Here is a 13,005-nt window from a genome sequence, read left to right on the forward strand (position 1 = left end):
CTTAGATTCCTATTTTGATTTAGCTATACTGGTGGGAGCCCCAGAAATATTAAATATTGAATATAAGTTTCTTCGGGTTATTTCCGAGTTATGAAAATAAGGAGGAATGATTCATAATGAATGAAGAAGTGACCAAACTATCAGATCTGTTACTGCAAAGTCTTTATAGTTATCATTTTGCTACTAACGGCGATAGCTACATTCCGCCTAAAGCAATGCGGGGTGCCGATGTATACAGCAATACCGAAGCAGTAAACCTTTAACAGAGAGCGTCCATTTTGGGCGTTCTTTTTTTATGCTGGAGTCCTAGATTCGGTGATGATGTATGAATAGGTTTTGAGTGGTAGAAGCAACTAGACAATCTTTGGGAAGGATAGCATGTGGATGGCTATAGTCTGTTTGGGTTAAGTAATTATTATATTTCAATCCACGCTCTCAATAAAGAGAGCGACCTTGATCATATAATCTCTCATGTAAATTTGGTATTATTTCAATCCACGCTCTCAATAAAGAGAGCGACTAGGTCTCCCGAATTCGCTCTAGGTTTCTTGTATTGATTTCAATCCACGCTCTCAATAAAGAGAGCGACTCATTTTTTTGTGCTGTACTTCATATTCACAAAGTATTTCAATCCACGCTCTCAATAAAGAGAGCGACCGCAAAATATAGGCATTATCATCAACATGACACTATACCTTGTGTTTATTATTCTTTAAATTAATTTTACACTTCTTCTTTATGCCTGTTTGAATAAAAAGAGACATAAAAACATACAAAATATGCGCGAACCTCCCTGAGTTTTCATGTTCACTTAACGTTCGCACATTACAGAATATATTCAATGTATCACAATAATTGGATGGAAACAAAAATTCTAAGTTTTTATTTGCGCATTTATTCTCCAACTACTTCCACTTGAGTTTAGCTGGATCGTTCAAATTCTATCCTTAATTTATTCACTATATAAACGTTTTCATCAACCGATAAACAAGTTAATCTTGAAATACTCTCTACTTAAACGATAGACAGAAGTCAGGAAAAATTACTGAAGGGACCTTCATCTAAATTAATTACACGTAGTTCTAGTGATCGACCGACGTGCTTTCAACTACTTTTTCTAAGAATGATACATAGCCTGACGCCTTTAGTTTATTGGACTTTCCAAAATAAATTTAAATAGTCTTCAATATTTGGATAATTTATGATACATTGGTAATGTTTAATTACGTGAAATAAGTCGTATAGACTATGAGTGGGGTGGATGTATTGTTAATCGCACATATTCGACAGAGTGATTTCGCTGAACAATCTGTTCAAGAGCATTTAGAAGAGGTGGCTGAGCTGGCTCGTCGTTTTGGAGACCTGGTAAATCTCGGGGCTCATGCCGAACTTTCAGGATTCTTGCATGATATGGGGAAGTTTACGGAGCACTTTACTACTTATCTGAAAAATGCAGTGCTTAAAAATAAAATTGTCGGCGAAAAAATCGATCACTCGACAGCAGGTGCAAAGTATTTGTACGAACGATACTATGGCATAGATCCTTTACAAGATTATGTAGTGGAGACAGTAGGAATGGCTGTCTTATCTCACCATTCGGGAATGCAAAATTTTTTGCAACCAGATTTAAAACCTTCCGATTATGTAAGACGTGTGACGAATGAGCAACTCCCTTATTATGACGAAGTAGTATTGAATTTTGAAAGTATAACTGGAAATATAGAAAGAGTTCAGCAACTCATAGACAAAGCAAAACTAGAAATGCAAAAATTTATTCAGCTTGTGAAACCACTTGGAAATGCAAATGTATATTTAACACTAATGCAAAAGTTAGTCTTTAGCTGTCTTATTGATGCGGATCGTACGAATACAAGATGTTTCGAAGAGAATAGCAATACTTCAGAAATGTATGCCGGAGACGTTTTTGAAATAGGATACCAGCATTTGATGGAGAAGGTTACGGAATTTAAACAGAACAACCAAGGTATCAACGCATTGCGCAATGAGATGTCGGAAAGTTGCGATATATTTGCTGGTTATCCATCAGGCATTTATACACTTACCGTTCCTACCGGTGGCGGAAAGACCTTTGCGAGCCTGCGTTATGCTTTAAAACATGCCCTAAAGTACAAAAAATCTCGAATTATATACGTTGTTCCTTATACGACGATTCTTGAACAAAACGCACAAGCTGTCAGGGAGATGATTCAGCAACCAGAAGCTGTACTCGAACATCATGCAAATGTAGTAGATGATGAAGGGATAGATAATGAAACGGATTATTATAATCAGCCTTATCACAAAAATATGCAGCTTGGCAGAGATAATTGGGATTATCCTATTATCTTTACTACCATGGTCCAATTCTTAGATGCTTTTTATCAAAAAGGGACGAGAAAGAGCCGGCGCCTACATAATTTGACAGACGCCATAATTGTTTTCGATGAAGTGCAATCCGTACCTTATCAACATAGGGAACTATTTCATTCGGCTGTCAATTTTCTTCAGGCAATCGGCAATAGCAGCATAATTCTTTGTACAGCCACGCAGCCTGCCAATAACGCGTCGATAAAGCAGATAAAGGTTCCATTGCTTTTAAAAAAGGAATCGGAAATGATTCCGCGATTGGATGAAGTGGTAGATGCGTTCAAGAGGGTCTCCATTTCCTCAGAAGTAGATCCGGACGGCTGGGATGCTGCACAGATTGCAAACTTTACAAAAAAGCTTTTGGAAGATCGTGATTCTGTCTTGGTTATTCTTAATACAAAAACTGCTGTGAAAAAATTGTATCAAGAACTGGTAGTACTACAAGATGTGTATGTTGCCCATTTAAGCACTTCGATGTGCGCGATGCATCGCAAAGAAATACTAGAACGAATCAAAGAAAAGCTAGGGAAAGAGAAAGTGGTCTGTGTCAGTACGCAATTAATCGAAGCAGGTGTAGACATCAGTTTTGAATCGGTTATTCGATCTCTCGCGGGACTGGACTCGATTGCGCAGGCAGCGGGCAGATGTAATCGTAATGGGGAAAGGGATCTAGGGGAGGTGTTTATCATTCGCTCCAAAGATGAAAATTTATCCAAGCTTCCTGAAATTCGGATAGGTGCAGAAGTAACGAGTGATTATATATTAACGAATCCTGCATATATAGATCGCTTACTTCATCCGAAAACCATCGAAACGTATTTTAGTCACTTCCTGGCGCAGGCTGAACGAGAAATTCGGATTGCGCCTCCAGAACTGGACTGTGATTTGTTTACTCTGTTGAACGGTACATCTGCTGCAAAACAGTCGAAGCAAACGAGATCTTCGGGGATGTTCAAAACGATAGAAAAGCACTTTGAAGCGATTCATTCTCCAACTACAGCCGTTTTGGTGCCATTTGGAGAAGGAGAAGAAATTATCGCTAGCTTGAATGAAGATATACGTGATTTTAAGCTATTCAATCAGCTGATCAAAAAAGCACAGCAATATAGCGTAAATCTTTACACACATGAACTAAGGATATTAGATAATGAAGGGTTGATCGAATCCCTTTACGAGGATTCTATCTATTGTTTAACAAAGAAAGCCTATGATCTTGAATATGGCGTGACGTTAAAAGGACAAGCAGGATTGCAATTGGAACTTTATTAGGGAGGTGAATGAAGTGAGAAATCAAATTGAATTTATTGTGCACGGCAAGTATGGACTTTTCACAGATCCAGTAACTCGAATTGGTGGGGAAAAATTTACGTATCAAATACCAACCTATCAGGCATTGAAAGGCATTACAGAATCGATCTACTGGAAACCTACGATCACTTGGTTCATCGATGAAGTACGCGTGATGAACCCGATTCAGACAGAAGTAAAAGCGATTCGTCCGATTAAGTATCAAAGTGACGAGAATGATTTGATGTACTACACCTATTTACGTAACCCGGCTTATCAAGTTCGAGCACATTTTGAATTTAACGAAAATAGACCCGATCTTGCCTATGACCGAAACGAAAACAAGCATCATAATATTGCGAAGCGTTCTGTCGAGAGGGGTGGGAGACGGGATATTTATCTTGGGACAAGAGAAGGTCAAGGGTACGTCGAAGCGTGTACATTTGGTGAAGGAAAAGGCTTCTACGATCAGTACGGCGAGATCGGTTTCGGACAAATGTTTCATGGTTTTACGTATCCGGATGAAGGAGATAAAAAATCGTTTCAAGCGCGCTTATGTGTACCGGTCATGAAAGACGGGATCATTCAATTTAATCGTCCGGAGGAATGCGAAATTATTCGAACGATCCACGAGGAGCCGATGAAATCATTTGAGAAAGGCATAAACTTTACTTCGGTAGATGAAGAATACGGAATGATTTTTGAGGAGGTGGACAAATGAGTTGGATGAAACAGCTGACAGAAGTGTATGATCACAACGTTCATCAAGTGGGAGAGTTCGAAGAAAGAAGAAAGCAACGAATGACACTATTGCCGGTATCGCATGTGATGCAGAGTGCACAGATTGCGGTGTTACTGACACGAGACGGTGAATTTCATAGCGCGAAAGTGATTGAGAAGGAAAATGCTCGCACAATAGTCCCAGCGACTCCTAATTCAGCAAATAGAGCTAACGCAAGTGCACCACATTTTCTCCATGATAAATTGGCTTATGTAGCAGGGGATTACGTGCAGTTTGGTGGAAATCCAAAATATGTAGAGCATCATCAGAATTACAGGAAGCAAATGAAAGAATGGGCAGAATCAAAAGGAGCCCCTTATAAAGTGCAATGTATCTATCACTATATTGCCAAAGGTCATATGATTAAAGATTTGGTCGAAGCTAAAATTCTTTATCTTAATGCCGAGGCTAAGATGTTGGATAAATGGCCGGCTACTGCCGAAGAAGAGAAGCCTGATATTTATAAAGTTATCCCAGCTGAAGCATCATCTGCCTTTGTCCGTTTTGATGTTATGCATGAGAAAGCAAGCGATCCGGTCGTATGGGAAGATAAAAAGATATTTGATAATTTCATTGAGTTCCTAGCTAGTGTTAATAAAATGGAAAGCGGAATATGCTACATCACGGGAGAAGCAACCGCCTTAACGAATCAGCATGGATCGCGTATTCGAAATGCAGGCGATATGTCCAAATTGATTTCTGCTAATGATAGTTCAGGTTTTACATATCGGGGACGTTTCGCAAAACCGACGGAAGCGGTGCAAATTGGCTACGAGACATCTCAAAAAGCGCATCATGCATTAAGGTGGCTGATTCAAAGGCAAAGTACGTACGTAGATTCCCGATATTTTATAACATTTGGGAAAGAACAGCCGGACGTGCCGAATCAGTTTGATGGCACCTTGGATCTATGTAAGAGTAGCATAGAAAGTTTTGAGGATATTTTTGCAGATGAAACCGCAGAATTCTGCCGGAAACTTGCCCATACTGAAGAGTTGGTAGCTGCAGAATTGAACAAAGCTATACATGGTATGCGCCATACGCTCAATCAAGATCATCTGGAAAATATTATTGTGATGGCACTGGACGCAGCCACCAAAGGCCGACTTGCAATTGTCTACTATCAAGAACTAAGTGTCGATTTGTTTCTAGATTCGATTGAGCAATGGCATAGCACTTGCAGATGGCTACAAACACATAAGAATTCCAATACGAATAAGATACAAACTTTCATCGGCACACCTTCTACTTATAGATTGGCCGAAGCTGTTTACGGGAGTAAAGCCGATAGCAGGATTAAAAAAGATTTTTATACAAGGATGCTTCCTTGTATCGTGGAACAGAAGCCCCTGCCAAAAGATATTGTGTCATTGATTTTCAATCGCGTGAAGAATCCATTCAGTTTTAAAGGTACAACAGAGTCATGGGATGCAACGCTGAATATTGCATGTGCATTAATCAGTAAACAGTATGAAAGCGAGGGATATAGCGTGGCTATTCAAGAAGAGAATAATTCTCGAGACTATTTATTTGGGCGTTTGCTTGGAATTGCTGAAGTCATGGAAAGAAGTATTCTGAAAGAGCGTGATGAAAACAGAGCGACAAATGCCACTCGGTACTTCAATGCGTTTTCCCAACATCCTGCCCGTACATGGATGGTGATTCGTAAACAGCTGTCACCTTACTTCGAAAGATCTGGAAGTAATTCAGGGTATTATGCGATGAGATTGCAAAAAGTTGAAGACCGATTAACAGTGGAACAAATGACAGACGCTCCGCTCGGTCCGGTGTTCTTGCTCGGCTATAGCAGTCAAATTCAAGAGATGTATACGAAAAAGGGGGAGAAAGAAAATGTCAGTATTGAAGAATAAAATTGATTTTGCGGTAGCATTTACGGTGAATAAGGCTAACCCGAATGGTGACCCACTAAACGGCAACCGACCACGTCAGGATTTTTTTGGTCACGGTGAGGTATCAGATGTTGCGATCAAACGCAAATTGAGAAATCGGCTTCAAGATGAAGGTGAATCTATTTTGGTTCAATCAGATGAGAGAAGATCCCACGAATACAGAAGCATAAAAGATCGAGTGGAATCGATTGATGAGTTAAAGAAACTATTATCAAAAGCAAAAGCAACAGGAACAGATGAGCAGACTGCAGAAATGCTCGCATGTGGGAATTGGTTTGATGTGCGTGCTTTTGGACAAGTATTCGCTTTTAAAGGCGCGAAGATGTCGATTGGAGTTCGCGGTCCAGTATCTATCCATACAGCAACAAGTATCGAACCTGTCGATGTTACAAGTATGCAAATCACAAAAAGTGTGAACTCAACAACCAATGAAAAGGATCCGAGCCAAAAAACATCGGATACGATGGGTATGAAGCATCGAGTAGACTTTGGCGTTTATGTTTTCTATGGCAGTATCAACCCGCAACTTGCTGAACGTACTGGCTTTACTTGTGAAGATGCAGAAAAATTAAAAGAAGCATTAAAAACGTTATTTGCGAATGACGCTTCATCTGCCAGACCTGATGGCAGCATGGAAGTCAATAAGGTATTTTGGTGGGAACATAATTCAAAACTAGGTCAATATTCCTCGGCTGCAGTGCATCGAACTGTGAAAATAGAAAAAGTGGGCGATGCTATGAAGTCGTCTATTGAAAATTATCAAATTTCTGCGACACTTTTGGAAGGGCTTTCTGTCGAAGAATATGTTGGGATATAACGAGGAAGAGTACCTATTGCTTTCGGGTATCCAGCATTTTGCATTCTGTCGAAGACAGTGGGCGCTCATACATGTAGAACAGGAGTGGGAAGAGAATGTACTGACGATAGAAGGAAATTATTTGCATGAGAAAGTAGATAATCCCTTTACGAGAGAGAAAAGAGGTGACACTCTTTACGTCAGGGCATTACCGATCCATTCACAATATTTGGGCATTAGTGGCATATGCGATATGGTTGAATTTATTCAAGACAGTGGTGGTGTCCAGCTCGATAAAGAAAAAGGTTTGTATCGAGTAAAACCTATTGAATATAAGCGAGGTAAACCTAAGACGCATGATGCCGATATTCTTCAGCTTACAGCTCAAACGATTTGTCTAGAAGAAATGCTTGGAACTCACATTGAGGAAGCGGCGCTCTTTTACCATGAAGTAAAGCGCCGGGAGCCGGTAACAATAACGGAAGAAATGAAGATGCGAGTGAAAGAAATAACAAAGGAAATGCACCATTATTATAAGCGGCGCCATACGCCGCGTGTCAAGACAGGGAAACATTGTTTACACTGTTCCCTTCGTCATCGATGTCTTCCTGAACTACTCGAACGTGAGAAGGTATCAATTTATATGGATAGGATGTTGGCGGAATGAAACAATTGCTAAATACCGTATATGTTTCTGATCCAGAAGTATATCTTGCCCTAAAGGGAAAAAACCTAAATCTATTGAAAGCGGATGAATCTTTAGCGCGTATTCCATTGCATAATATTGAAGCAATCTGTACGTTTGGACATCAAGGAGCTAGTCCGGCTTTAATGAGTGAATGTATGAAGCAGAACATCAACTTAACATTCTTTACAAGCAGCGGTCGGTTTCGGGGACGTGTCACTGGTGAACTGAATGGCAATGTGACTCTCCGAAAAAAACAGTATCGAGTTTCAGAAAATGAAGAGGAGTGTGTCTGTATTGCCAAAAACATGATCATTGGCAAGATTTTCAATAGTGAACAACTTCTGAAACGTACAATAAGAGACCATGCATTAAGGGTAAACGGTGACCGAATCAAAGAGATCATTGTGAGACTACGAGATGCGAGAAAAGTAGCAAGTAAATGTAATGATTTAGATGCACTGCGAGGAATCGAGGGTAACGCGGCAAGTGCATACTTTAGTGTTTTTGAAGAATGTATTTTGCAACAGAAAGATATCTTCTTTTTTAAGGGCCGGAATCGGAGACCACCTTTGGATCCTGTGAATGCTTTACTTTCTTTCACCTATTCACTACTTGCAGCAGAAACAGCGGCAGCGCTTGAAGGAGTTGGATTGGATTCGTACGTAGGATTTCTGCATAGAGATCGGCCTGGGCGTACTTCGCTTGCACTTGATTTGATGGAAGAATTGAGGCCTCTAATCGCTGATCGATTTGTTCTTAAATTAATTAACCGTCAGCAAATAAGCAGTGATGATTTTATTGTGAAGGAAAACAAAGCGGTGATTTTGACGGATGAAGCTCGACGATCGTTTTTACAATTATGGCAAAAGGAAAAACAACAAATGATCACTCATCCATTTTTAAAGGAAAAAGTTTCTTGGGGGCTAATTCCGCATATACAAGCATTATTATTGGCTCGTTTCTTACGCGGTGATCTTGATGCCTATCCTCCTATTCTAATAAGGTAGGTGTTGTAAAATGTTAGTACTTGTTACATACGACGTTCAGACTTACACAAGCAGCGGCAAAAAGCGCTTAAGAAAAATTGCAAAGAAATGTGAAGAATACGGTGTACGTGTGCAAAATTCAGTTTTTGAGTGTATTGTAGACAGCACTCAATTACGTCAATTAGAGATTGCATTAGAAGAAATCATTGACCCCGATGTTGACAGCTTACGTTATTACCGTTTAGGAAATAATCATGATAAAAAAGTAAGACATGTTGGTGCAAAGCCATCAATTAAGGTAGAAGATCCGCTTGTGTTCTAATGTGCGAACCTATAGTGAACATGAAAACCCGGGGAGGTTCGCGCATAATTTGCATGATAATCTATACTTTTTTGTTTTAATAGGTATAAAATGGATAGGGATATTTGAATTATATATGTATAAACACAAGATATAGAGCTAGAGTGTTTCTTGTGTCTATATCTTGCGGTCGCTCTCTTTATAGAGAGCGTGGATTGAAATAGTTATCCGAAAATACTTTTGGCAGAGAGGAAACTGGTCGCTCTCTTTATAGAGAGCGTGGATTGAAATATCCTTAACACTTGTTTGTTTTTTTATAGCGGTGTCGCTCTCTTTATAGAGAGCGTGGATTGAAATAAATGAGCATGAATCTCGTACTTGATCCTAAATGTCGCTCTCTTTATAGAGAGCGTGGATTGAAATCCCATGGAGATATCAGTTCGACCATTCTGACGCCGTCGTCGCTCTCTTTATAGAGAGCGTGGATTGAAATAAAGAATTTTAAGTATTTAAGATATCGGAAGGAGGGTCGCTCTCTTTATAGAGAGCGTGGATTGAAATCGGTTGTGAAATACTCGCTATTTAGGTATGAAAGAGTCGCTCCCTTTATAGGGGGCGAGGATTAAAAAGAGAATAAGAATGTTCAAAGAGCCGGATGAGTAAATGAAAAGGATTAGAAGCCGTTCAAAAGATAGTCCCCTTAATTATGCAGTTTACAAAGTATCGTTTTATAAAAATCCTTTCAAAATCAAATCTCAATCAAAAACGAAAGAATCATCGGTCTTCTTTTCGTTCGCTCAAATAATAAACTCTCCACCGACTTCTTTACACTCTGTCTGATAGCCGTTCGTTTACTGCCGTGTATCGAGCTCAAATTAGTGACCGTGGTTTTAACAATTTCATTGACTTCTTTAATGAGTTCCTTCGCATCGGGTTCATAAACAAAGCCTCGCGAGATGGTATCTGGTTCAGAAATAAGTTGACCATCCGTTTTACTAACCGTAATCACAATGATGAGCATCCCTTCTTCTGACAGGACTCTTCGGTCACGCAGCACAATATTACGCACATCTCCTACACCTAATCCGTCAACAAACACACGGCCAGCATGAACTCTTCGGGTTTGATATGCCTTAGTATGATCGACATCCACGACATCTCCGTTGTTGATTATAAAAATATTTTCTCGGTCCACGCCTACAGATTCGGCCAGTTGTTGATGCTTATAGAGCATTCTATATTCTCCGTGAATGGGAATGAAATACTTCGGTTTCATCAGCGTGAGCATGAGCTTCAGTTCTTCCTGGTTTGCATGGCCGGAAACATGCATACCGGTTGAACCGCCTGAGCCATAAATTACATTCGCTTTCAGAAGATATAAATTATCGATAATCCGTGAAACATTCTTTTCGTTACCCGGGATAGGGGACGAAGCTAAAATAACGGTATCGTCTGGAAGTATTTCTACATGCCTGAAATTGGAACTCGACAACCGCGACAAGGCTGCCATCGGTTCACCTTGACTGCCGGTGCATAAAACGGCGACTTTTTCAGGGTCCATTTTACTTATCTCGTATGGTTCGATCAACATATCGTCAGGGATTCTCAAATGCCCAAGTTCCGTGGCGACGCTTACCACATTTATCATGCTTCTTCCTAGCAGAGCAAGTTTTCTACCCGTTTTTTGTGCTGCATCGACGACTTGCTGAACACGGTGTACATTGGATGCGAACGTAGAGATAAAAACTTTTTTCTGTGCCTTTCTGAATTCTTCTTCAATATGACCTCCGACCGTTATTTCTGAAGGGTTAAACCCAGGACGCTCTGCATTGGTGCTTTCGGAAAGCAATACCAACACACCATTTTTTCCGATTTCCGCCATCTTGTGAATGTCTGGCGCGTCATTATTCACAGGGGTTAAATCAAACTTAAAATCCCCAGTATGAACAACCGCTCCAATAGGTGTATGGAAAACGATTCCTACACAATCGGGAATACTATGATTTGTCCTAAAAAACGAAATGCCCACGTTTCTGAATGATAATTTAGATGCTGCGTGGAAGATTGTTAATTCCGTACGACGAAGCAAACCATGTTCCTTTAATTTAAGGTTTATTAAACCAGCCGTTAATTCCGTTGCATACACGGGTATATTCAGCTGCTTTAAGAAATAGGGGATGCCTCCAATATGATCTTCATGTCCGTGTGTAATGATAAGAGCTCTGACTTTGTCTTTATTTTGTTGTAAGTACGTAATATCTTGGATAATTAAATCAATTCCCAGAAGACTTTCGTCAGGAAACTTTGAGCCGCAATCAATGACAAAGATATCATCTTCATATTGCACTACATACATATTTTTCCCGATTTCATTAATCCCGCCTAAAGCAAAAATCGACAAAGTATTTTCGAGATTGGTCATTAGTAGTCTCTCCCTATATTTCATGAATACCTTAAGTATGTCCGTTCATAGGGAATTTATTACTTTCCGACAGAAGACGCCCACTTCAAGGAATGTGCAGGGCTCAGCCCAATGAGTAAGTGGGTGATGAATGTCGGTTGGCGCTAGCCAAAGAGTATGTCAGTCGGTTATAATGAGAACATACATTCTTTTTGGTGGAGGTGAATTTCATGCTGATCCACAAAGCTTATCGGTTTCAAATTCATCCGAACAAAGAACAACGTATTTTAATCGCAAAAACCATTGGCTGTAGCCGCTTTGTTTTTAACCACTTTTTGGCTAAATGGGACAGCACGTATAAAGAAACAGGGAAAGGACTCTCGTACACTACCTGTTCCGCTGAACTAACTCAGTTAAAAAAGCAAGAAAGTACCATTTGGTTAAACGAAGTGGATAGCATTTCCCTTCAATCTTCCTTAAAAAACTTGGCTGATGCTTATACAAGACTTTTCAAAAAACAAAACAAAGCACCCCGCTTTAAATCAAAAAATCATGATGTTCAATCGTACACAACAAAACAAACAAATGGCAATATCGCAATCGTTGGCAACAAAATTAAACTCCCAAAGTTGGGCATGATAAAATTTTCGCGAAGTCGTGAAGTGAAGGGTCGAATTATGAATGCAACGATTCGACATACTTCTTCGGACAACTATTTCGTTTCGATTCTTGTGGAAACAGAAGTACAAGAAGTACCTAAAACGAATTCCTCCGTGGGTGTTGATGTGGGTTTGAAAGAGTTCGCAGTCTTATCAGATGGCACAGTGTATAACAATCCCAAGTACTTTCGTTCATTAGAGAAGAAGTTAGCGAAAGCGCAACGGATTCTCTCAAGACGGAGAGAACTAGCTATCAAAAGAAAATGTAAGCTAAGTGAAGCGAGAAATTATCAAAAACAACGTGTCAAAGTTGCGCGTATCCAGGAAAGCATTGCGAATAAGCGAAAGGATTACTTGCATAAACTCTCAACCGATATCATCAAAAACCACGATGTAATCGGAATAGAAGACTTGCAAATCACTACTATGCTTAAAAATCAAAAATTGGCTAAATCAATTAGCGAAGTTAGCTGGTCACAATTTCGTACAATGCTTGAATATAAAGCGAAGTGGTACGGCAAACAGATTGTAGTCGTAGGAAAAACATTCCCATCGAGTCAACTTTGTTCGAAGTGTGGAGATCGAAACAAAGACGTTAAGAATCTGGCTTTGCGTGAATGGAGCTGTCTGAAATGTGGAAGTCATTACGACCGAGATCTTAACGCAAGTATAATTCTTGAAAAGGAAGCGAACAGACTTCTAACCGCAGGGGCTGCGGGGATAGCCTAATCAATAACTGGCGGTTACGCCGGTGATCTTAGGAATCTCTCACTTCTAAACGTAGTGAAAGTGGTAGTAGTTCAATAATGGAACAAGTAACATATTCCTC

The 13,005-nt window shown here is 39.9% G+C and carries 10 protein-coding genes and 1 CRISPR repeat array; of the genes, 9 read left to right on the forward strand and 1 reads right to left on the reverse strand.

Going from position 1 to position 13,005, the window contains the following annotated elements:
* Positions 1–116: 116 nt before the first annotated feature.
* The 8 genes from MKY93_RS07545 (at position 117) to cas2 (ending at position 9,137) form a co-directional block, all read left to right on the forward strand.
* Positions 117–263, forward strand: coding sequence for a hypothetical protein (locus tag MKY93_RS07545; RefSeq protein ID WP_340758701.1), 147 nt, complete (start codon positions 117–119; stop codon positions 261–263).
* Positions 264–1,248: 985 nt separating this feature from the next.
* Positions 1,249–3,636 carry a CRISPR-associated helicase Cas3' gene (cas3, locus tag MKY93_RS07550; RefSeq protein ID WP_340758702.1) on the forward strand — a complete coding sequence of 796 codons (2,388 nt, stop codon included), beginning with the start codon at positions 1,249–1,251 and terminating at the stop codon, positions 3,634–3,636.
* 13 nt (positions 3,637–3,649) lie between these two features.
* The gene (gene cas5c, locus MKY93_RS07555; RefSeq protein ID WP_340758703.1) at positions 3,650–4,375 is read left to right on the forward strand and encodes a type I-C CRISPR-associated protein Cas5c; all 726 of its coding nucleotides are present in this window, start codon (positions 3,650–3,652) and stop codon (positions 4,373–4,375) included.
* Entirely contained in the window at positions 4,372–6,306 is a 1,935-nt protein-coding gene (cas8c, locus tag MKY93_RS07560) for a type I-C CRISPR-associated protein Cas8c/Csd1 (RefSeq protein ID WP_340758704.1), read from the forward strand. Before cas5c ends, cas8c begins: the two co-directional genes overlap by 4 nt.
* The gene (gene cas7c / locus MKY93_RS07565; RefSeq protein ID WP_340758705.1) at positions 6,287–7,162 is read left to right on the forward strand and encodes a type I-C CRISPR-associated protein Cas7/Csd2; all 876 of its coding nucleotides are present in this window, start codon (positions 6,287–6,289) and stop codon (positions 7,160–7,162) included. The genes cas8c and cas7c overlap by 20 nt, the downstream gene beginning before the upstream one ends.
* A complete protein-coding gene (gene cas4, locus MKY93_RS07570; RefSeq protein WP_340758706.1) occupies positions 7,149–7,808 on the forward strand; it encodes a CRISPR-associated protein Cas4 in 660 nt (219 codons plus the stop codon). Before cas7c ends, cas4 begins: the two co-directional genes overlap by 14 nt.
* The gene (cas1c, locus tag MKY93_RS07575; RefSeq protein ID WP_340758707.1) at positions 7,805–8,836 is read left to right on the forward strand and encodes a type I-C CRISPR-associated endonuclease Cas1c; all 1,032 of its coding nucleotides are present in this window, start codon (positions 7,805–7,807) and stop codon (positions 8,834–8,836) included. The genes cas4 and cas1c overlap by 4 nt, the downstream gene beginning before the upstream one ends.
* A gap of 10 nt (positions 8,837–8,846) precedes the next feature.
* Entirely contained in the window at positions 8,847–9,137 is a 291-nt protein-coding gene (gene cas2, locus MKY93_RS07580; protein ID WP_340758708.1) for a CRISPR-associated endonuclease Cas2, read from the forward strand.
* A gap of 168 nt (positions 9,138–9,305) precedes the next feature.
* A CRISPR array of direct repeats spans positions 9,306–9,745; the repeat unit is 33 nt; unit sequence GTCGCTCTCTTTATAGAGAGCGTGGATTGAAAT.
* A 119-nt stretch (positions 9,746–9,864) separates the two neighbouring features.
* Here the strand turns inward: cas2 and MKY93_RS07585 are convergent.
* Positions 9,865–11,538, reverse strand: a complete 1,674-nt coding sequence (locus MKY93_RS07585; protein ID WP_340758709.1) for a ribonuclease J — start codon at positions 11,536–11,538, stop codon at positions 9,865–9,867.
* 209 nt (positions 11,539–11,747) lie between these two features.
* Between MKY93_RS07585 and tnpB the strand changes: the two genes are divergently transcribed.
* On the forward strand, positions 11,748–12,905 hold the full coding sequence (gene tnpB / locus MKY93_RS07590) for an IS200/IS605 family element RNA-guided endonuclease TnpB (RefSeq protein ID WP_340758710.1): 1,158 nt from the start codon (positions 11,748–11,750) through the stop codon (positions 12,903–12,905).
* Positions 12,906–13,005: the final 100 nt, after the last annotated feature.

Source organism: Sporosarcina sp. FSL W7-1283, from assembly GCF_038003105.1.
Taxonomy (GTDB): Bacteria; Bacillota; Bacilli; order Bacillales_A; family Planococcaceae; genus Sporosarcina; species Sporosarcina newyorkensis.